The organism is Carnobacterium sp. (assembly GCF_040274425.1).
In genome coordinates, this window is sequence record NZ_JBEMBC010000014.1 from 1 (window position 1) to 21,049 (window position 21,049).

General features: G+C 35.4%; 16 protein-coding genes and 1 other RNA gene. 13 read left to right on the plus strand and 4 right to left on the minus strand.

Annotated elements, in window-relative coordinates; translation table 11 throughout:
* The 3 genes from ABS911_RS04440 to ABS911_RS04450 form a co-directional block, all read left to right on the plus strand.
* Positions 1 to 196: 50S ribosomal protein L27 (locus ABS911_RS04440; RefSeq protein ID WP_350466506.1), on the plus strand; the 196-nt coding region annotated here is incomplete at its 5' end.
* A gap of 249 nt (positions 197 to 445) precedes the next feature.
* Positions 446 to 1,453, plus strand: coding sequence for a class I SAM-dependent methyltransferase (locus ABS911_RS04445; RefSeq protein ID WP_350466507.1), 1,008 nt, complete (start codon positions 446 to 448; stop codon positions 1,451 to 1,453).
* A gap of 28 nt (positions 1,454 to 1,481) precedes the next feature.
* Complete coding sequence (locus ABS911_RS04450; protein WP_350466508.1) at positions 1,482 to 2,672, plus strand: acetate/propionate family kinase; 1,191 nt, start codon at positions 1,482 to 1,484, stop codon at positions 2,670 to 2,672.
* Between the two features lie 67 nt (positions 2,673 to 2,739).
* On the opposite strand, the gene ABS911_RS04455 is transcribed toward ABS911_RS04450, so the two are convergent.
* From ABS911_RS04455 to ABS911_RS04465, 3 genes are all read right to left on the minus strand, one after another.
* Positions 2,740 to 3,198 (minus strand): universal stress protein, encoded by a 459-nt coding sequence (locus ABS911_RS04455; RefSeq protein WP_350466509.1) that lies wholly within the window; start codon positions 3,196 to 3,198, stop codon positions 2,740 to 2,742.
* 536 nt (positions 3,199 to 3,734) lie between these two features.
* A non-coding RNA gene (gene ssrS, locus ABS911_RS04460) (6S RNA) lies at positions 3,735 to 3,922 on the minus strand.
* A 90-nt stretch (positions 3,923 to 4,012) separates the two neighbouring features.
* Complete coding sequence (locus tag ABS911_RS04465; RefSeq protein ID WP_350466510.1) at positions 4,013 to 5,299, minus strand: replication-associated recombination protein A; 1,287 nt, start codon at positions 5,297 to 5,299, stop codon at positions 4,013 to 4,015.
* 233 nt (positions 5,300 to 5,532) lie between these two features.
* On the opposite strand from ABS911_RS04465, the gene ABS911_RS04470 reads away from it, so the two are divergent.
* From ABS911_RS04470 to recD2, 8 genes are all read left to right on the plus strand, one after another.
* Entirely contained in the window at positions 5,533 to 6,672 is a 1,140-nt protein-coding gene (locus ABS911_RS04470; protein WP_350466511.1) for a hypothetical protein, read from the plus strand.
* Positions 6,673 to 6,721: 49 nt separating this feature from the next.
* Positions 6,722 to 7,252: a pyrophosphohydrolase domain-containing protein gene (locus ABS911_RS04475; protein ID WP_350466512.1), complete on the plus strand. Its 531-nt coding sequence runs from the start codon at positions 6,722 to 6,724 to the stop codon at positions 7,250 to 7,252.
* Positions 7,249 to 9,540: a bifunctional glutamate--cysteine ligase GshA/glutathione synthetase GshB gene (gene gshAB, locus ABS911_RS04480; RefSeq protein WP_350466513.1), complete on the plus strand. Its 2,292-nt coding sequence runs from the start codon at positions 7,249 to 7,251 to the stop codon at positions 9,538 to 9,540. The genes ABS911_RS04475 and gshAB overlap by 4 nt, the downstream gene beginning before the upstream one ends.
* Before the next feature lie 95 nt (positions 9,541 to 9,635).
* Positions 9,636 to 10,784, plus strand: coding sequence for a cysteine desulfurase family protein (locus ABS911_RS04485; RefSeq protein WP_350466514.1), 1,149 nt, complete (start codon positions 9,636 to 9,638; stop codon positions 10,782 to 10,784).
* A 154-nt stretch (positions 10,785 to 10,938) separates the two neighbouring features.
* On the plus strand, positions 10,939 to 11,280 hold the full coding sequence (locus ABS911_RS04490) for a cysteine desulfurase (protein ID WP_350466515.1): 342 nt from the start codon (positions 10,939 to 10,941) through the stop codon (positions 11,278 to 11,280).
* Between the two features lie 174 nt (positions 11,281 to 11,454).
* Complete coding sequence (gene mnmA, locus ABS911_RS04495; protein WP_350466516.1) at positions 11,455 to 12,579, plus strand: tRNA 2-thiouridine(34) synthase MnmA; 1,125 nt, start codon at positions 11,455 to 11,457, stop codon at positions 12,577 to 12,579.
* Positions 12,580 to 12,745: 166 nt separating this feature from the next.
* Entirely contained in the window at positions 12,746 to 13,426 is a 681-nt protein-coding gene (locus ABS911_RS04500) for a tetratricopeptide repeat protein (protein ID WP_350466517.1), read from the plus strand.
* Between the two features lie 47 nt (positions 13,427 to 13,473).
* Positions 13,474 to 15,957: an SF1B family DNA helicase RecD2 gene (gene recD2, locus ABS911_RS04505; RefSeq protein WP_350466542.1), complete on the plus strand. Its 2,484-nt coding sequence runs from the start codon at positions 13,474 to 13,476 to the stop codon at positions 15,955 to 15,957.
* A gap of 60 nt (positions 15,958 to 16,017) precedes the next feature.
* Here recD2 and ABS911_RS04510 read toward each other — a convergent pair whose 3' ends face one another.
* Positions 16,018 to 16,968 (minus strand): diacylglycerol/lipid kinase family protein, encoded by a 951-nt coding sequence (locus tag ABS911_RS04510; RefSeq protein WP_350466518.1) that lies wholly within the window; start codon positions 16,966 to 16,968, stop codon positions 16,018 to 16,020.
* Positions 16,969 to 17,138: 170 nt separating this feature from the next.
* On the opposite strand from ABS911_RS04510, the gene ABS911_RS04515 reads away from it, so the two are divergent.
* Together ABS911_RS04515 and alaS are read left to right on the plus strand one after the other, a co-directional pair.
* Positions 17,139 to 18,014, plus strand: a complete 876-nt coding sequence (locus ABS911_RS04515; RefSeq protein WP_350466519.1) for a YitT family protein — start codon at positions 17,139 to 17,141, stop codon at positions 18,012 to 18,014.
* Between the two features lie 343 nt (positions 18,015 to 18,357).
* Positions 18,358 to 21,006 (plus strand): alanine--tRNA ligase, encoded by a 2,649-nt coding sequence (gene alaS / locus ABS911_RS04520; RefSeq protein ID WP_350466520.1) that lies wholly within the window; start codon positions 18,358 to 18,360, stop codon positions 21,004 to 21,006.
* Positions 21,007 to 21,049 lie beyond the last annotated feature (43 nt).

Sequence of the window (21,049 nt, forward strand, 5' to 3'; positions counted from 1 at the left end):
CGCTAAACGTGCAGATGGACAAACTGTTTCAGGTGGTTCAATTTTATTCCGCCAACGCGGAACTAAAATTTATCCAGGTGTTAACGTTGGAATTGGTGGAGACGATACTTTGTTTGCTAAATGTGACGGAGTTGTTCGTTTCGAACGCAAAGGCCGCGACAAAAAACAAGTTTCTGTTTATCCAGCAGCTCAATAATTTAAAATAAAAAAAGCTCTTCTACTCTTAGAAGAGCTTTTTTTACTGCCATGGTAACGCATGTTTTCTTAATTTAACTTAGGTTAAGCAAAGATAATTTACTTTTGAAAATAAGTTGAGCTCATACTTGAAACCTTACAATATATTCGTTAAAATGAAAGAGTAGTGTTTTTTTATAGATGACTCATTTCATTTCTTACATGACTGGTACAAAGGTACTGTAAGAAAAATAGAAAGAAGTTGAAATTATTGTCTCAAAAAGAAATCGAACAGTTATTTAATAAATTGGATAGTTCTGTCCAACTCTTGCAAAAGGAATTAGATATTTCTTATTTAGAGGCTCTTTCAGAAACGGGAGAGAACATTTTATCTAATAGAATTCCTCATCAAGTTGATGGTCTTCCTTCAGATGAAACGGTTGAAAAATTGACGAAACTTTACAAAGAGGTTTCAATAGACAGTATGGAACCAGAAGATATTCGAAAAGCAATTCAATTAGCTCTTTTGAAAGCTTCAAAAACAGATGCTTTGCAACCAAATCATCAAATGACACCAGACGCTATTGGCTTTATCTTAAACTATTTAATTGAAAAGTTAATTAGTGGAAAAGAGCAGCCAATACGTTTACTTGATCCTGCTGTAGGGATGGGAAATCTATTATCAACTGTTTATAATGGATTAGTTTCAAAGAATATTTTGGTAGAAGCAGAAGGAATCGATAATGATGACTTGCTGTTAACTCTTGCATCAGTCAATACAACCTTGCAGAGGCAAAACGTCACCTTGACACATCAAGATGCGCTGCAAGATCTTTTAATGGACCCTGTGGACGTTGTAGTAAGCGATTTACCTGTTGGCTACTACCCTTTGGATGAAAAAGCCAGTAAATACAAAACGGCTGCAAAAGAAGGTCATTCTTTTGCGCACCATCTCTTTATTGAACAAAGCTTACATTACCTAAAAGATGGTGGATTTGGACTATTTTTAGTTCCAGCTCAGTTATTTGAAACGGATGAGGCCCCAGGATTACTGAAAATGATTCAAGAAGAAGCGTTCTTGCAAGGAATGTTAAATTTGCCGAATGAGTTATTTAAAACCAAAAACTCGCGGAAATCAATTCTTTTGATTCAAAAAAAGGGGAGCAATGCCAAACAAGCTAAACAAGTTTTGTTAGCACAAATTCCAGATTTTAAAAATCAAAATGCCATGCTTCAATTTATGCAAGAAGTGGACAGCTGGAAAAAAGAAAATATTTAAAAAATTTGAATTAGGAGATGGAAAAAATATGACAAAAACAATTGCAATTAACGCAGGTAGTTCAAGTTTAAAATTTACCTTATATGAAATGCCAGCTGAGACAGAAATCGCTTCAGGAATTATCGAAAGAATTGGTTTGAATAATTCAATTTTCACTACAAAATATGCTGGTGAAAAATACAAAGTGGTTGAAGATATTAATAACCATGAAATTGCTATTCAAATGGTATTAGATAAATTAATTGAACTAAAAGTGATTGCAAACTACGAAGAAATTACTGGTGTAGGACACCGTGTAGTAGCTGGTGGAGAATTATTTAAAGATTCAGCACTAATTACTGACGAAGTATTAGCACAAATTGAAAGTTTGGCTGAATTTGCTCCATTGCATAACCCAGCAAATGCAACAGGAATCAAAGCATTCAAAAAATTGTTACCAGAGATTACAAGCGTAGCTGTATTTGACACATCTTTCCATACTACAATGCCTAAAGAAAACTATTTATACAGTCTTCCAATGGAATATTATACAGACTTTGCAGCACGTAAATATGGTGCTCATGGTACTTCACATAAATATGTTTCTGAGCGTGCAGCAGAAATGTTAGGCAAACCACTTGAAGAAACAAAAATTATTACGTGTCATTTAGGTAACGGCGGGTCTATCACAGCTGTAAAAGGCGGAAAATCAATTGATACTTCAATGGGATTCACTCCTTTAGCGGGTATTACAATGGGTACACGTACTGGTGATATCGATGCATCTTTATTACCATTTTTAATGAATAAATTAAATATTACGGATATCAATGACATGATTTATATTTTAAATAATAAATCTGGTTTGCTTGGTCTTTCTCATGTTTCAAGCGACATGCGTGATGTTGAAGAAGAAGCAGAAAAAGGAAATGAAGATGCTCAAACAGCGTTAGATATTTTCTATAACCGTGTTCAGAAATATATCGGTCAATATTTTGCAATCTTAAATGGTGCGGATGCAATTGTCTTCACTGCTGGGATTGGCGAAAATTCTCCTGAAACACGTCAAATTATTATTGATGGCATGAACTGGTTTGGTGCTGAAATTGATGCTGAAGCAAACAATGTCCGTGGAAAAGAACGTATCATCTCTACTTCAGAATCAAAAGTTAAAGTGCTATTGATTCCTACAGATGAAGAAATCATGATTGCTCGTGATGTTGAAAGATTACGTGCTTAAATAGTAATACAAAAAAAACAACCAAATAATTATTTGGTTGTTTTTTTTGTTCTTATTTTAGATAACGTTAACTTTTTTTATTTTCTAAATCGGTACGAACAATCAGCACGTCACAATTCGCATGACGGATAACATACTCTGAAACGGAACCTATAAAGATACGTTCTACAGCGTTTAATCCTGTTGCGCCTAATAAAATAAGGTCAATTTTTTTATCTTCAGGAATTTGTTTTGCAATCAAAACTTTTGGAGATCCGTATTCAATAGAATAAGTGATGTCTTGAACGCGGTGATTTTTTGCATAACGTACATATTCTTCTAATGTATTCTTGGCTTGCTCACTTGCTTTGTCAGCCATAGCTCCGTCAAAAGTAGAAATACTTTGAAATGCTCGGGTGTCAATAACATGTGCAAGAACTAACGTAGCAGAATTTCGTACAGCAACTTGTACAGCTTTTTTAAAAGCAAGTTCAGCTTCTGCTGAACCGTCCACAGCTACTAAGATTCGATTATATTGTTGTAACATACACATTCACTCCATTCCTTATGATAAACGATATGAAATACTTCTTCTTAAACTTATTGTACCTTAAATGTATCCATTTTCATAGAAATAAGAAATCGTTTAAAAAGTTAATGAAAAATCACATCCGCTTATTTAAGCTCATAATAAAAAAAAGCATACTAATCATAACAAAGAGTAAAACAGTAAAAGCCAGCCAAATAGGATGAAAAAAAACAAGTAGAAGAGAGCTAAGTCCACCAATAAAAAAGAGAGCACCATACAATTTAAAAAAAGGTGCTGTTTCTGAGTGGCTAGTTTTATCTGTACGAGATAATAGAACAGAGGCTTTTCCAGTATAAAAAAAGAATGCTGCATAAAGTAGCAACGCTGAAAAAATAAAAAACAATATCGATAATAGCATGATAAGACCTTCTTTCAATAGGTAATTACAAAATAAGAATAACATATATTCCTAATAAGTTAAGGGAAATTTGCTTCAATAACAAAGAAAAAAGCCATTCAATTAAGAATGACTTTAAAAGTTTTAAACTTTAAATGAGAAATCCGATGATGCCGTTATTATGCTCAGTTAGTATTGAACCCGCAGTTAGCAGGTGGGCTCCGCTGTCAAGCTTCTAACTACCAAGTGAAAAGGCATGTTATCCGTTTGAATCAGGTTGGATCCCAAGGTAATATTAATTGTTCGGTCAACACATGTTGAGCAAGACGAGCATCTCAGAAATCTTATCCTTATAGTAGCATAAGCTTATAATATTGTCAATTATTTGACTGTGAACTTTCTGTTCAAAGAGTGTTCTAACAACAAAGAAAGCGGTTAATTTGCACTCTTGTTTCTTTTTTTAAAATTGATTGAATCATACTGCTTTGCCAAAGTATCTTCATATTTTCCTGTGTGATTTGGTGTATAGTAAGAAGCATCTTTTAGCTTGTCAGGTAAGTATTGCTGATTTACCCATGCGCCAGGATAACTATGCGGATAGAGATAATCTACACCGCGACCAAGTTCTTTTGCTCCACTATAATGAGAATCTTTTAAATGATCAGGTACATCTCCACTTTTCCCAGCCCGTACATCTTGGAGGGCTGCATCAATCGCTGCGTAAGACGAATTTGATTTTGGAGAGAGACATAAATCAACTACTACATTAGCTAAAGGTATTCGAGCTTCCGGAAAGCCCAATTTTTCAGATGCTTGAATAGCAGTAACAGTCCTAGAAGCTGCAGAAGGATTAGCTAATCCGATATCTTCATAAGCAATAACCATTAACCGCCTTGAGATAATAGGTAAATCGCCAGCTTCGATCAGTCTAGCAAGATAATGTAAAGCAGCATTTACATCGCTTCCACGAATGGATTTTTGTAAAGCTGAGATCACATCATAATGAGCATCGCCGTCTTTATCATGTGTTAAAGCTTTTCTTTGAACACACTCTTCAGCAATTTCTAAAGTAATATTGATCGTTCCTTGTTCATCTGGAGCTGTTGATTTAATTGCCAGTTCTAAACCATTCAAAGAACTTCTCAAATCTCCGCTAGTGGCTCTAGAAAAGTGTAGTAATGCTTGATCTGTAATGGCTATTTTTTCTTTACCAAAGCCTTTTTCTGAATCTTTTACTGCATTCCACATAGCTTGTTGTATATCTTCATTAGAAAGTGTCTTAAGTTCAAAAATTTGTGTTCTGCTTCGGATGGCAGGATTTATTGTAATATATGGATTTTCAGTTGTTGCACCGATTAAGATAATGCGTCCATTTTCCAAATGTGGCAGCAAAAAATCTTGTTTAGGCTTATCTAGACGGTGAATCTCATCTAAAAGTAAAATCACAGTACCGCTCATTTTTGCTTCTTCCACAACAATTTGGAGATCTTTTTTTGTGTCACTAGCAGCATTTAAAATACGGAACGCGTATTTTGTTGTCCCGGCAATCGCACTAGCGATACTTGTTTTTCCAATCCCAGGAGGGCCATATAAAATCATCGAAGAAAGCATTTTAGCCTCTACCATGCGTCGAATGATTTTTCCTTTTCCTACTAAGTGTTGCTGTCCAACAATATTATCAATATGAGTAGGCCTCATCCGATAAGCTAAAGGTTGATTCATAAAGCGTATCCTCCTAACAATATTATTATCCTTAGTATACCATTCTACCAAAATGGATTCTATAATAAAGAACGTTTGTTTATTTTTTGAAATTAGCTTACTTTTATAAAGCAAACAGAATTTTTGGTTTGGCTTTTCTATGATTATTTGCGATAATGTGTAAGAAGTCATTTATTTTGATTAGATTCGATTAATCAGAGGATTATGAAAGTGAGAAAGAAAGGAACTTTTTAATGGATGAAAAACACGAGTCCGATTTTTTAAATAGGTTATTAAACACGAAAGATAAACAGCAACGTAGTTTATTTTCAAAAACAGCAAATGTCGTTTTTAACTCTGTTTTAGGAATGGCAATAAAGGAAAAAGAATCATTGCGATCGAATCAGCTTAAACCATCGAAACGAACGACAAAAACAGCCCGTTTAAATGAGAACGAACTTTTCCAACAGGCAAAGAACGAAGCAGAGGGAATTTTGGCCGAGACTCTTCATCAATCAGAAAAGATGTATCAAGAAGTTCAAGAAGACATAGCGGCCGCTAAAGAAGAAATTAAATTAAAAAAAGAGCAATCCATTGAACAGTATGATAAAGAAAAAGTAGAAGCAGACAAGATTACTCGAAAAGCTGAACAACATGCTCAAGAAATACTCACGTCAGCTCATTTGAAATCTGAACGTGTAGAAGAGGAAATCTCATTGAAAAAGGCAGTTTATCATCAGGAAATAGATAGAGAATTAGAAAAGTTAGTCAAGGAAAAAGAATGGTTTGAACAGTATCAAAAACAAGTACAAGAATCCATGGATAGAAAAGAAAAAGTTCTTTTTTATGAAACTCGAAAAAAGGTAGAACAAGAACAATTAGAAAAGGCTGCATTACAAAATAAAGTGGATTATTTAAAAGCATTGAATGCTAAAAGAAAAATAAATTCTTATCGTATTGGACTAGTGATTTTTGGTTGTACAGTCGTAATGAGTGTACTATTAGCTGGTCTCAGGTATTCTACATCTTTGTTTACGTTTATTATTACTTGCTTAGCTTTTGTTATTGCTTGTTTAGCATTTGTAGTGGTTTATATTAATTTAGTAGATGGTAAAAATGAAAAGAAAATAAAGGGGATTGGTTTTCAAAATGCTTCATTAATTGAAAAAAATAAAGCGTTAACCGATACAATAAAAGATCTCGAAAAGGACATCAAGCAATTGATTGATGAAAAAATCCAGCTTGAGAGGACCCAACGACAATCGCAGGATAATATTGAATTTTTAAAAATTATGCAAGCTGATTTGAAACAATCTGAAATTAACAGAAGGATCTTAGAATCAGAGAATGCGGCATTGAGAAAGCATTTAATTAGAGAGGAAACAATCGAATAAAGAGTTCTGATCATCTTAAGACCTATTACATCAGGAGGAGAACAGAAGTATGACTAAATTGTCACCATTTGAACAAGTTCAAGAGTTTCATGAAGTATTCGATAAGCCAGTAAAAAAAGAGCCACAAGCTTTAACTCCTGAAGAAGCTATTACACGGGCAAATTTTACAACGGAAGAACTATTAGAATTCCTTTATTCAACCGTAGAAGGGGACATCAACCAATTTGAATCTTTGGTTTTGGAATGGAAACAAGCGGCTGAAGAATCTATTATCAAGATAAAAAAGCAGTCCAAAGAGGTCCCGAATCGTTTAATTGGACAAGTAGATGCGTTAACGGATGCAAATTATTTTAATTATGGTTCTTTCGTACTGATGGGTATTAACCCAGATCCCATTTTCTCGATCGTGCATCAAGCGAATATGGGGAAACTTTTTTCTGATGGCAAGCCACGTTACAGAAAAACGGATGGAAAAGTTATGAAACCTGATAATTGGGAAAAGGAGTTCGCTCCTGAACCAAAAATACGAACAGAAATTGAGCGACAAATAACTGAAGCAGAAGAGGGAATAGTAAAATGAAGACTTTGAGACAAATGATACAAGAAACAGATATAGGTGAAGCCTTTTACCAAGCGGTTTTTGGGATTGAGAAAGAGGGCTTAAGGGTAACTTCAGCAGGAGAGCTTGCTTTAACAGCTCACCCAATAAAATTTGGCAATAGGAGCTTCCACCCCTATATTCAAACAGACTATAGTGAATCACAATTGGAATTGATCACGCCACCTTTAAGATCTATAAAAGAAAGTTACGATTGGTTGGCCGCGTTACATGATATTGCTCTTCAAACTATCCCTTCTGATCAAGCGATTTGGCCGATAAGTATGCCGATGGTTCTTCCAGAAGAATCGGTTATTCCGATTGCAAAGCTAGACAATAAGGAAGATGTAACGTATAGAGAAATTCTAACAGAAAAGTATGGCAAGAAAAAACAAATGATTAGTGGTATGCATTACAATTTTGAATTAGACGACCAACTGATTGCGCGTTTATTTGACTGTCAAACGGACTACTCAAATAAAGAATCTTTCAAGTCGATGCTTTATTTAAAATTAACAAAAAATTTCCTGCGCTATCGTTGGTTGTTAACTTATTTACTAGGAGCTTCTCCTATAGTGGATGAGTCGTTTTTTACGGATCAAGAAATTCCACAAGAGTATGTTCGAAGCATTCGAAGCAGCCAGTACGGGTATGTTAATCAATCAGAAGTTTCTGTGTCATTCCATTCAATTGAAGATTATGTGCGTAGCTTACAAGATATGGTTGAAAAAGACTTTTTATCAGAAGAAAAAGAATTCTACTCAGCCGTTCGTTTTCGTGGTACAAATAAAGCGGAAGAATTGTTGACAAAAGGTATTTCTTATCTTGAGTTGCGAAGCTTTGATTTGAATCCATTTGATCCATTTGGTATGTCAAAACAGACAATGGAATTTGTTCATCTTTTTTGTTTGTACATGATCTGGATGGATGAAACAGCTACTACGGAAGAAATCGCAGATGGGGAAGAAATGAGTCGGTTAACGGCAATGGAACATCCAGAACAAATTTCACGTTTTCAAAAGGAAGGTTTCCGCTTATTGAAGCAAATGGAAGAAATGATTCAATCAACAAATGGAACTAAATCTGCACTAAACTGTATTCAAGAAGCTAAGCAGCACCTTATTGATCCAACCTTAACCGTTGCTGCACGTATGGTGCGTGGCATAGAAGAAAAAGGGTCTTATATTGATTTTAGTCTAGAGCTAGCTAAACGGTACAAAAATGAAGCGATTATGAGACCGTACAATTTAAGAGGTTTCGAACAACTAGAGATGTCTACCCAACTATTGCTATTTGATGCGCTACAAAAAGGTATTCAAGTAGAGGTTTTAGATGCGCAAGATCAATTTTTAAAGTTAACTTATGATCAACATAGTGAATTTGTTAAAAATGGAAATATGACATCAAAAGATTCTTATATTGCCCCACTGATTATGGAAAATAAGACCGTTACGAAAAAAATTCTTGATTCAGCAGGATTTCGTGTTCCAGCTGGTGAAGAGTACACTACTCTAGCAGAAGGAAAAACAGCGTTCTGGCGTTATGAACAAAAACAAATCGTTGTAAAACCTAAATCAACTAACTATGGGTTAGGTATCTCTGTCTTTAAACATGCACCTACAAAAATGGATTACGAAAGAGCACTTGAGATAGCATTCAAAGAAGATACTGCTGTACTAGTTGAAGAATACATTCCTGGAACTGAATACCGCTTTTTTGTTCTAGATGGAAAGGTACCAGCTATTTTGTTACGGACCCCTGCAAATGTTGTCGGAGATGGTGAAAAATCAATTAAAGAATTGGTTGCCGAAAAAAATGAAGATCCTTTACGCGGGGAAGAAAAACATCGTTCGCCTCTTGAAAGAATCGCTTTAGGTGAACTTGAACAACTGATGCTAAAAGCACAAGGCTATACGATTGAAAGTATCCCCGAATTGAACACTATTGTTTATTTAAGAGAAAATTCAAACATTAGTACTGGAGGAGACTCTATCGATGTTACAGATGAAATTGATGACAGCTATAAACAAGCTGCTATTGATATGTCTGAGATTATTGGTGCGAAAGTTAGTGGGATTGATTTGATTATTCCGGATACAACTTTACCTAGTACTAAAGAACATCTAGGCTATACAGTATTAGAGGCTAACTTTAATCCTGCTATGCATATGCATGCTTTTGTTTACAAAGGCAAAGGTCGTCGATTAACGATGGGTATCCTAAAGATGTTATTTCCAGAATTATGGGAAAAAGAAACAGAAAATAACTAAATATGCTTACTCAAAATAAGTGGTTGTTGTAGATAGAGAAAAGTGATAAACTTTAAGGATTGTAAGTTTGGATAAATAAGGGAGGACTTTCTTAGATGGAAAAAATGTATTTTGATCATGCCGCAACTAGTCCTGTACACCCAGAAGTAATTGAAGTTGTTTATGAAGCAATGAAAAATCATTATGGCAATGCATCAAGTATCCATAATTTCGGAAGAGACAGTCGTCGTATTGTAGACAATGCTCGAATAGTTTTTGCTGAAAGTATTGGTGCCAAACCGAATGAAATCATTATTACTAGTGGTGGGACAGAATCTGACAATACCGCAATTATTGAAACGGCCTTAAATAGGCAACAAGATGGAAAACACATTATTACATCAGTTGTGGAGCACCATGCTGTTTTGAAACCGATGGAATATTTAGAGAAACTAGGATTCGAAGTGACTTATCTACCAGTGAATGAAAAAGGTCAAGTTGATCCTATGAAGGTTGAAGAAGCCTTGAGACCAGATACCATTTTGGTGTCAATCATGTATGCAAATAACGAAGTTGGTACCGTAATGGATATAGCAGAAATTGGTACCCTAATTGAAGCAAGTGAATCTACAGCGTATTTTCATACCGATGCTGTACAAGCTTATGGAACAGAGGAAATTGATGTTAAAAGAGACCACATCGATTTATTATCTATTTCAGGTCATAAAATTAACGGTCCTAAAGGCATTGGATTTCTTTATGTGAAGGAAACCATTTTTTTACCAAGCTTTATGCTGGGCGGCGAACAAGAAAAAAAACGTCGTGCTGGCACAGAGAATATTCCTGCTATTGCAGGATTGCAAAAAGCAGTTGAAATTATTCAACCTCAAAGAGAGAAGCGCAAAGAAAGACATAAAGAACTGCGTAAACAACTTATTAAAGCATTGACTCAAAAAGAGATCGAATTTGAAGTCAATGGAAATACGGATAAACAATTAGATCATATCGTAAGTGTCTGGTTCAAAAATGTATCAGCTGAACAATTGTTGATGAGTTTAGATTTAAGTGGCATAGCAGTATCATCTGGTTCAGCTTGTACTGCTGGCAATATTGATCCAAGTCATGTCTTAATAGCAATGTATGGAGAGAACAATCCAATTGTGGCTGAAACGATTCGAATCAGTTTTGGCTTAGGAACAACGTCAAAACAAATCAGTTGTTTAGCTGACCAACTGGCGACCATTAGTTTAAGATTGAAAAAATGACTTTAATAACAGAGGTAGAAATACTAAAGGGCCTGGAAACATTCCAGGCTCTTTAGTATTTCTACTGATTTTTATAGAAAAAAAGATAAAAGCTATGGTATAGTAGAAATGAAAAGGGTTACGACTAAGTGAAGAGAAAAAGTGAGGGAATAACATGGCATTTGAAAAAGAAGCAACTTTATTAGGATCCAAAGAAACGTTTAAAGTAAATCCTAACGCAAAAAAATATACATTAAGAGACAATGGATTTGAAGAAACTAAAAAAGGGAATTTCCAATTGATGCGTACGATGGATACCAATTTATTGAATAAACAAGGAGTAAAGTTGAAAATTGTGATCTCAGATGAGGTAAAACAATTAAAAATTTCAATAACTACTGGCAATGGATTGCGTCCAGTAAATATTTACAATGGTGATGCGTATAAAGAAATTCGAGAAAAAGTAGCGTTCACTTTATCAGACCTTGTTGAACGTGGAGTGTTAGAAAAAATATAAAATTTTAATTACAAAGTCTAATGGGAGGTGTTCACTATGGTGAGCATGTCCCTATTTTTGGGTTAAGCAACTTGATTTCTGACTAAAAGTTAGTATAATGATAGAGACTGAAAAAATGCGACCTTCAAATCGTAAAAAGATTTTTCAGAATCTATTTGAAATGATGGTGATGTAATGAAAGACAATAGCAAGACTCGTGTTGTAGTCGGCATGAGTGGAGGCGTTGATTCATCCGTTACAGCTTTATTGTTAAAACAACAAGGCTATGATGTGGTGGGTATTTTTATGAAAAACTGGGATGATACAGATGAGTTTGGTGTCTGCACAGCGACAGAGGATTACAATGATGTTGCGTTGGTAGCAAACCAAATTGGAATTCCATATTATTCGATTAATTTTGAAAAACAATATTGGGATAAAGTATTTACCTACTTTTTAGAAGAATATAAAAAAGGACGCACACCTAACCCAGATGTTATGTGCAATAAAGAAATCAAATTCAAAGCCTTTTTAGACTATGCTATTGAACTAGGAGCGGATTATGTAGCTACTGGTCATTATGCTCAAGTGGAACGTGATGAAAATGGCGTTACACATATGTTAAGAGGACTAGATAATAATAAAGACCAAACTTACTTTTTGAATCAATTATCTCAAGAACAACTTGCTAAAACGTTATTCCCATTGGGTGGAATGCAAAAATCTGAAGTACGTAAAATTGCTGAAGAAGCTGGCTTAGCGACAGCTAAGAAAAAAGATTCTACAGGTGTTTGTTTCATTGGAGAACGCGACTTCAAAAAGTTCTTAATGACTTATTTACCTGCTCAACCTGGAAAAATGATGACGGTAGATGGCGAAGTGAAAGGGCAACATGATGGATTAATGTATTATACGATTGGACAACGCCAAGGATTAGGAATTGGTGGCGGCGGAAAATCAAGTGATCCATGGTTCGTTGTCGGAAAAGATTTAGAAACAAATACACTATTTGTAGGACAAGGATTTAATCATGAATGGTTGCTGGCTACGCATTTAGAAGCTTCTGACCTTCATTTTACAACAAATGAAAAAAAATCACGTACATTTAAATGTACTGCGAAGTTCCGTTACCGCCAAGCAGATACAGGCGTGACGGTTCAATTAAATGAAGATGGAACTACAGCCACAGTTGAATTTGACGAACCTGTACGTGCCATCACACCCGGACAAGCAGTTGTTTTTTATGATGGTCTGGAATGTTTAGGCGGCGGTACGATCGACGCAGCATATAATGAAAAAAAAGAATTACAATACGTTTAAAAACTTCATACAGTAAAAAAAGCTAGGGTAGAACTCCTAGCTTTTTTTATATCCTTTTTTAATCTAATAAGAATGAACTTGAAATAACTAGAAAACAGAGACATCAGTAGAATCCAATAGAATTTTGGTGTAAAATAAGTAAAGTTGCAAGAAGGAGGAAATAAGTGTGAATCAAAACCATGAAGCTTTTCAGCTATGGGAAAAAGGCGAATTTAATAAGGCCATTCAATTACTTATGAAAGAAATCAACGATCATCCTGCAAATAGCGATAGTTATTATAATTTAGCGACCATGTTTATTTTAGGGAAAAAATATGAAGATGCAAAAGTTATTTTAGAAACAGCAATTGAAAAGTACCCTGAAGATCCTATTTTTGTGTACGCATTTGGGAATCTCTATTATGAAATTGAAAATTATCATACATCGCTAGAGTATTTTGATCAGGTCATTCAATTTAGCGAAACACCTTTGAAAAAAGATGCTATGGTTATGATTGGACAGAATTTTTTAGCGTTAAATCAAGCTAAGAAAGCGTTGGTTTACTTTTTAAGTGCATACGAAGAAGACAAACTGGATATGACAGTTATTCTGTTCATAGGGAATACATTAATGCAATTAGGGTCATTTAAAGAAGCCAAACAGTATTTTGACATAAGTATCGATCAAGCTCCGCAAAATGATGAGTCTTGGTTCAAACGTGGAGTAGTAGGAATGGCCTTAAAGGAAGAACAGAATTCTGTTGATGAGTACTTCAATAAAGCAAAAGAATTGGATCCTATAAAATATAAGGAACGTATCGACCAGTTAAAAGCCATAGAAGTTATGATGAAAAATCAAAAAGACTAATTCTTTTAATTAGCTAAGATAGAAAGGGTGGAGGCAGTAAAGTGGTTATGCAAGACAATTTAGATTTATTTGCAGGAGAGCCTCCCTATTTTGTAGGGCAAGTGGCTGCAATTTTCTATCAAAATCCGACAAATTTTTACAAAGTATTATTAATACGAGTTGTTGATACTAACAGTTCGTTCAAAGAAAAAGAGATCGTCATCACTGGAAATTTTGGCCAAATCCAAGAAGATGAAACGTATCGTTTTTTTGGCCAATTAATTGAGCACCCTAAATTTGGGATGCAATTTAATGCCGAGCGCTATCGACAAGAAAAACCTACTTCAGCCGAAGGAGTTGTTGCTTATCTTTCTAGTGATAAGTTTCCAGGAATAGGGAAAAAAACTGCGGAAACCATTGTTGATCTTTTAGGCGAAGATGCGATTGATCAGATTAATACAGATGAAACTGTTTTAGCTAAAGTTCCCGGATTAAATGACAAAAAGAAAGAAGTCATCGTTAATACGATACGTTCCAGTAACGGAATGGAAAAAATTATTATCGGATTAAATGACTTTGGCTTTGGAAGCCGGTTAGCGTACACGATCTATCAAACCTATCAAGCAGAAACATTAGAGATCATTCAAGAGAATCCATATCAATTAATAGAAGATATTGAAAACATTGGATTCAAAAAAGCAGATGCCATTGCTGAGAATTTAGGTTTTGCTGCAGACTCTCCCAGACGTATTCAAGCGGCTATTTCATTTTCATTAAATGAGTTGTGCATCAGTGAAGGCAATACGTATACATTAGCAGAACCATTATTGAATGAAACCATAAGAGTACTTGAAGAAAGCCGTTCGTTCATTATTGAGCCAGATATAGTAGCAAAAGAATTATTAAATTTGATCGAAGAGAACAAATTGATTGAAGACCAACACAAGTTGTACATCAATTCGTTATATGCTGCTGAGTGGGGAATCGCAAACTCTGTAAAACGGTTAATGGAAAACAGCAAAAAAATTCAGTATCCAGCGCATAATGTAAAAAAAGAAATTCGTAAAATGGAAAAAAGATTAGGCATCCAGTATGGAAATTCACAAGTCGAAGCAATTGAAGAAGCAGTTGTCTCGCCATTATTTATTTTAACTGGGGGACCGGGAACCGGTAAAACAACGGTATTAAATGGAATCGTGACCTTGTTTGCCGAATTGAATGGCTTGTCTTTAGAAATAGATGATTACCACGATAAGATTTTTCCGATTCTTTTGGCCGCACCTACAGGACGTGCAGCTAAACGAATGAATGAATCGACGGGATTGCCAAGCAGCACGATTCATCGCCTGTTAGGGTTAAATGGTCAAGAAAAGCCAAGTGCGGAGCTTTCTGAAAGAGAATTAGAAGGCGGATTATTGATCGTTGATGAAATGTCTATGGTGGACACGTGGCTAGCGAATCAATTGTTAAGAGCAGTCCCACAAAATATGCAAGTCATCTTTGTGGGGGATAAAGATCAATTGCCTTCTGTGGGACCTGGTCAAGTATTGCACGATCTCATACGTGCAAAACAGATTCCTAGTAGAGAGTTAACTGAAATCTACCGACAAGATGATGGGTCTTCCATTATTTCATTAGCACATGCCATTAAAGAAGGGAAATTACCGGCTGACTTTACGAAAAATAAAAAAGACCGTTCTTTCTTTCAGTGTACTACTTATCAAATTGAACCGGTTATTCGTCAAGTAGTAGAAAAAGCTAAAGATAAAGGTTTTACTGCTCAAGACATTCAAGTTTTAGCACCGATGTACAGAGGTCCAGCAGGGATAGATGCGTTGAATAAAATGATGCAAGAAATCTTTAATCCAAATCCTTCTGGCAGACGAAAAGAAGTTAAGTTTAACGATAAAAATTACCGCATTGGAGATAAAGTATTACAGCTAGTAAATTATCCTGAAATGAACGTGTTTAATGGAGACATGGGCGAAATTGTCGGAATCAATCTAGCCAAAGAAACCGAAGATAAGGTGGATGAAATCGTCATTCAATTTGATGCCAATGAAGTCGTCTACAAACGAAATGAATGGATGAAAATTACGCTGGCCTATTGTTGTTCGATTCATAAGTCTCAAGGCTCGGAATTTAAAATGGTTATTTTACCAATGGTGCAAAATTATCACCGTATGTTAAGACGTGATCTACTGTATACAGGAATTACAAGAAGTAGTGAATTGCTTATTTTGTGTGGCGAACCTAATGCCTTTGAGGAATGTGTAGCGAAATCTTCCGCAACTAGATTAACGACATTGACAGAACGTTTATTAGGAGAAGACCAACAAGTTGAACTTGTTGTGAAAATGCCTGCTAATAAAGATAAGCCAAAAGAAATAGAACTATCAGATTCTATTTCTACTCCATCATTAGCAACCGAAAATAAAAATGAAACGATAAGTAAAGAAAAGCCAAAGAATTATCGCCTGACTATCGAAATGATTCAATCCAATGCGATTGATCCGATGATTGGTATGGACGGGATAGTGCCAAGTGTATAAAAAAAGTTTCAGAAGAAAAATCTTCTGAAACTTTTTTTATGTACAAGGAAGACGTTATGTTCAAATCCAAAAATAACGTGAGCTGGTTTCGAGTTGAAAATCAATTGGTTGGTCCACCAATATTTCCCCATCGGCATTTGAGTCCATTTTTGAAGTTGTTTTGAGAGAAATGGTTTGTGCTTGATAATAATACACATTTTTATGATTTAAATGTTTTCCTCCAAAGATCATTAACCCAAAAAGATACAATAAGTTAGCAAACGAGTGTTTAGGTAAAATAATCAAATCTAATTTCCCATCTATTTGAGAAGCTTTTGGTGAAACAGGGATGCCGCCGCCGAAATAAGGGTGATTATTAATAATAACTAAAAAAGCATCGTCAAACTGAGTTATGTCGCCATTTGTTGTAATGGTCAAGGGAAAAGCACTTTGCTTAAAAAAGACTTGAACTAGGCTGGCAAAATAAACAAACGAGCTCAATCCTAACTTGTTTAAAAAGATTTTAGATGGAGAATGGTTTGCTCTTTTTACGACTGCCGCATCAAAACCGATACCCACATTATTTACAGCAAATCCCTTACTTTGTTGATTGTGGTCGTAATATTCAATGATATCTAATTTTGTTGCTTGTTGAGCAGTAAGAATCTGTTTTAGAGCTTTTTTTGGGTCTTTTGAAATACCTGTTCCTCGCGCAAAGTCATTACCAGAACCTGCAGGGATATACCCTACTGGGATATGGGCATATTGTTCACCTAAACCTGTAATAACTTCATGTAAGGTGCCATCACCGCCGATAACGATAATTGATTGAGCTAGATTGCGTTCCTTCTCTATTTCTTGAGCCAATACTTTAGTTAGTTCCACAGTATGTCCATGATAAGCAGATTTATGTACTGTAAAACTTATCTGCTGAGCCGTCAGCAAGTTACCAATTTGGTGACTGACTTTTTTTCCTTTACCAGAACCTGAAAGCTCGTTAATGATGAGATGATAATGTTTAATTGTCGACATGAGTACTCCTTTTGACTTGCTTTTATAATTGCGCCACTTTACATTATAAAACAAATAAAAATTAAATTCGAAGTAAATTTATGAGAAAATCAAAAAAAACAGTTACAAACTAATTGAAAGTGTTAGAATAAACAAGGATTTTGTTTCACGTTTAGGAAGGATGAACAAATATGAAGAAAAAACTACTATCAAATAAATATACATTAGGAGCAATTGACATTCTTTACATCGTGTTGGGTTCGTTTATTGCTGCCTTATCATTTAATGCATTCTTACTGCCAAATTTAATTATTTCTGGCGGTATCAGTGGGGTCAGCACGATTACGAAAAGCGTATTTAGCTGGGATCCTTCAATTGTACAGTTAGCCTTCAATATACCATTATTGTTGATTTGTTTTATATTTTTAGGAAAAGAAGCAGGCTATAAAACTATTTTAGGAAGTTTAATTTTACCTGCATTCATTGGAATGCTAGACTTTATCAAACCATGGACGGATACGCCTTTGTTAGCAGCTTTGTTTGGAGGTATCTTAACTGGTATTGGTTTAGGTATTGTGTTTAGAGCAAAAGCATCAACTGGTGGGACAAGTATTATCGCTCAAGTGATTCATGAGTACATAAAATTGCCTTTAGGTATGAGCGTGGCTTTAATTGATGGATTAGTGATTGTGTGTGCACTACTTGTTTTTGATGGTGAAGTTGTCATGTATTCCATTATCTCGCTATTTGTTATTAGTCGTACTATCGACGTTGTACAAGTTGGGTTTAATCATTCTAAGACTGTCATGATCATATCTGAATACCCATCAGAAGTGAAACAAGCAATCTTTAACACGGTTAATCGAGGAGTGACGAACTGGGGCATTAAAGGCGGATATGGCAATTCAGATAAACAAATGTTGATGTGCGTTGTGGCTGAACAAGAATTTACGTTCTTAAAAGACGCTGTTTTAGATGTAGATGAAAATGCCTTTGTAGTGGTAATGAGTGCGAGTGAAGTTTGGGGACGTGGATTTACCTTAGCTAAGGAAAAGACTATTATCTAAAGAGATTTAGTGGGAAATATACCTTTATTTATTGACAAGTTGCGTATCTTCTCCTATACTTTAAAGCGTACTAAGGATAAATTTATTTAATCACTTGTTTAAAGAAAAGTTTTCCATGGCTGAAAGAAAACTAACAATATTAAATCAATGCTCCCTTACTAAAATAGTAGAAATACTATCGTTTCTCACGTTATCGAGACTTAAGAGGTAATGAACAGTCGAATGACTTCATTGCAAACAAGGTGGTACCGCGATTCGTTCGTCCTTGTCTGGCAATGTTGTTGTTGGACTTTTTTTGTGCTCTTTTATAAATACACGAGTTAAATTTGAAAGGAAGAAAATGATGAAAAAATTATCAAGCAATGAAGTTCGTCAATTATTTTTAGACTTTTTTGAATCAAAAGGACATAAAGTGGAACCTAGTGCATCACTCGTTCCTTTTGAAGACCCAACGTTATTGTGGATCAATTCGGGTGTAGCAACATTAAAGAAATATTTTGATGGTTCAGTGATACCTGAAAATCCAAGAATTACAAATGCACAAAAAAGTATTCGTACAAATGATATCGAAAATGTTGGGAAAACGGCTCGTCACCATACATTATTTGAAATGCTTGGAAACTTTTCAATAGGGGAATATTTTAAAGAAGAAGCTATTGAATGGGCATGGGAGTTTTTAACAGAAGATAAATGGTTGGGATTAGACCCTGAAAAATTGTACGTAACGGTGTACCCTGAAGATACAGAAGCTAAAAAGATTTGGAAAGAAAAAATCGGATTAACGGATGATCATATAGTAGATGTGGCTGATAATTTTTGGGACATTGGAGCTGGTCCAAGTGGTCCGGACTCTGAAATCTTTTATGATCGAGGAGAAGCGTTCAATGATTTACCTGAAAATGATCCTGAGAACTATCCAGGAGGCGAAAATGAACGTTGGTTGGAAATTTGGAATTTAGTATTTTCAGAATTCAATCACAAACCAGATGGTACTTATGAGCCACTACCCAATAAAAACATTGATACAGGTATGGGATTAGAGCGTGTCGTTTCTATTTTACAAGATGCGCCAACAAACTTTGAAACAGATTTATTTATGCCAATTATTAAAAAAGTAGAATCCTTGAGTAAAACTAAAAAATACGGTGAAAACCCAACGGACGATATTTCATTTAAAGTAATTGCAGATCACGTCCGTGCAGTAAGTTTTGCTATCGGAGATGGTGCGTTGCCATCCAATGAAGGACGCGGATATGTACTACGTCGCTTGTTACGCCGAGCAGTTATGCATGGGAAAAAATTAGGCATTGATGAAGCTTTCATGTATAAATTAGTTCCTATTGTCGGAAGCATTATGGATAGTTTTTACCCTGAAATACTAGAACAAGAAGATTTTATCGTTAAAGTGATCAAAAATGAAGAAGAGCGATTCCACGAAACCATTAACGATGGCTTAACTATTTTAAATGAACGAATCACTGAATTAAAAGCAAAAGGTGAAACAAGCATCGCAGGATCTGATATCTTCAAATTGTATGATACGTATGGATTTCCGGTTGAATTGACTGAAGAATACGCACAAGATGAAGGTTTTAACGTAGATCATGAAGGATTCGAAAAAGAAATGACTGCTCAAAGAGATCGTGCACGTGCTGCTCGAAGTGGTGAGAAATCGATGGGCGTCCAAACAAAATTATTCTCTGATCTAAAAGAAGACAGTCTCTTTGTAGGGTACGATAAAACAACTGAAATGGGTACTTTAGAAGTGATTGCAACTGATGAAGAGCTTGTGACTTCAGCACAACCTGGAGACCGTGTCCGTTTGATTTTTAATCAAACACCATTTTATGCTGAAATGGGTGGTCAAGTTGCCGATAAAGGTGTTGTCAAAGATACCAAGGGTAAACTTATTGCTAAAGTAGTAGAGGTTAAAAAAGCTCCAGCAGGACAACCATTGCATATAGTTGAAGTAGTCGAAGTTCTGACCGTGGGAGAAACCTATGCATTGGAAGTTGATAAATCATTAAGAAATAAAATCACTCGTAACCATACGGCTACTCATTTATTGCATCAAGCCTTAAAAGATATTTTGGGTGAACACGCTAACCAAGCTGGTTCATTAGTTACACCAAATCATTTACGTTTTGACTTTACTCATTTTGGTCAAGTTACACGAAGTGAATTAGACCAAATGGAACAAATTGTAAATGAAAAAATATGGGAATCCCTCTCTGTAGTTACAGTTGAAACGGATATCGCTAACGCTAAAGAAATGGGAGCAATGGCTTTATTTGGTGAGAAATATGGCGATTTGGTTCGTGTCGTTAATGTTGGGGATTATTCTATTGAGCTATGTGGTGGTGTTCACGTCAGCAATACGAGCGAAATTGGCATCTTCAAAATCGTTTCTGAATCAGGAATAGGTGCTGGTGTTCGCAGAATTGAAGCTGTAACAAGCGAAGCAGCATATACATTATTGCAAACAGAGCAAAAACGTCTAATTGAAGTTGCTGCTTTAGTAAAAGCTCAACAAACACAAGATGTGAAAGCTAAAGTCCAACAATTACAAACAGAGTTAAAAGAAGCACAAAAAGAAAATGAATCGTTACAAGCAAAATTAGCGAATGATCAAGCAGGCGATATTTTTAAAAATATTCAAGAAGTGAACGGCGTAACGATCGTATCTGCAGAAGTTGATGTAAAAGATATGAATCAACTCCGTCAATTGGCTGATCAATGGAAACAAAATGCTGTATCTAATGTTTTAGCACTAGGTTTTTCAAGTGATGGAAAAGTTAATTTGCTAACAGCTGTTGATGCAGAAACAATTAAAAAAGGTTTTAAAGCAGGCGATCTAATCAAAACAATCGCTCCACTTGTTGGCGGCGGTGGTGGAGGACGTCCTGATATGGCTCAAGCTGGTGGGAAGAATCCAGCAGGTTTAACAGATGCTTTAGCTAAGGTAGCAGAATGGGTCAAAGATAAAGACTAAATTGAGTCCATCTCGCACATTGAAGATATGAAGAAACTGTTAA

What these genes read in the sequence shown, in the direction of transcription:
- ABS911_RS04470 (WP_350466511.1), top strand. Translation starts at nt 5,533, where the DNA reads ATGGATGAAAAACACGAGTCCGATTTTTTAAATAGGTTATTAAACACG.
- mnmA (WP_350466516.1), top strand. Translation starts at nt 11,455, where the DNA reads ATGAAAGACAATAGCAAGACTCGTGTTGTAGTCGGCATGAGTGGAGGC.
- ABS911_RS04485 (WP_350466514.1), top strand. Translation starts at nt 9,636, where the DNA reads ATGGAAAAAATGTATTTTGATCATGCCGCAACTAGTCCTGTACACCCA.
- ABS911_RS04455 (WP_350466509.1), bottom strand. Translation starts at nt 3,198, where the DNA reads ATGTTACAACAATATAATCGAATCTTAGTAGCTGTGGACGGTTCAGCA.
- recD2 (WP_350466542.1), top strand. Translation starts at nt 13,474, where the DNA reads ATGCAAGACAATTTAGATTTATTTGCAGGAGAGCCTCCCTATTTTGTA.
- ABS911_RS04490 (WP_350466515.1), top strand. Translation starts at nt 10,939, where the DNA reads ATGGCATTTGAAAAAGAAGCAACTTTATTAGGATCCAAAGAAACGTTT.
- ABS911_RS04450 (WP_350466508.1), top strand. Translation starts at nt 1,482, where the DNA reads ATGACAAAAACAATTGCAATTAACGCAGGTAGTTCAAGTTTAAAATTT.
- ABS911_RS04510 (WP_350466518.1), bottom strand. Translation starts at nt 16,968, where the DNA reads ATGTCGACAATTAAACATTATCATCTCATCATTAACGAGCTTTCAGGT.
- ABS911_RS04465 (WP_350466510.1), bottom strand. Translation starts at nt 5,299, where the DNA reads ATGAATCAACCTTTAGCTTATCGGATGAGGCCTACTCATATTGATAAT.
- alaS (WP_350466520.1), top strand. Translation starts at nt 18,358, where the DNA reads ATGAAAAAATTATCAAGCAATGAAGTTCGTCAATTATTTTTAGACTTT.
- gshAB (WP_350466513.1), top strand. Translation starts at nt 7,249, where the DNA reads ATGAAGACTTTGAGACAAATGATACAAGAAACAGATATAGGTGAAGCC.
- ABS911_RS04515 (WP_350466519.1), top strand. Translation starts at nt 17,139, where the DNA reads ATGAAGAAAAAACTACTATCAAATAAATATACATTAGGAGCAATTGAC.
- ABS911_RS04475 (WP_350466512.1), top strand. Translation starts at nt 6,722, where the DNA reads ATGACTAAATTGTCACCATTTGAACAAGTTCAAGAGTTTCATGAAGTA.